General features: G+C 27.8%; 1 protein-coding gene. It reads right to left on the bottom strand.

Annotated features, from left to right (window positions below; translation table 11 throughout):
• Nucleotides 1-255, bottom strand: a 255-nt coding sequence (locus HMPREF0077_RS10235) for an Abi family protein (protein ID WP_169304260.1), incomplete at its 3' end; no start/stop codon positions are given.
• Nucleotides 256-320: the final 65 nt, after the last annotated feature.

Here is a 320-nt window from a genome sequence, read left to right as displayed (position 1 = left end):
TTCTATTATTTCAAATATGAGTTGTCTAAGTTCTCTATCAAATTTATATAAACTTACAATATCTTCAAAACTTATTCCTGATATATATCTTCCATCTTTTTTTAATGTGATACTATAAGCTTTAATCAGCCTGTAATAGGATATTCTTCCAAGAATTTTCTTAGCATAAGATTTATCTTTTACTAAAAGTCCTAAATCTATTAAATTTTTTACTTGATTTTCTATACTAATCGGTTCTTGATAGATTTTTTTCATTTTTTCTCCTAAAATCAAATGACCCGACTTGGTCCGCATTGTTAAGAGGCGTGTCGGGTGCTGTT

The organism is Anaerococcus tetradius ATCC 35098 (assembly GCF_000159095.1).
Lineage (GTDB): Bacteria > Bacillota > Clostridia > Tissierellales > Peptoniphilaceae > Anaerococcus > Anaerococcus tetradius.
The sequence above is the reverse complement of the archived record's forward strand: the minus strand, read 5'-3'. Positions and strand labels throughout refer to the sequence as shown.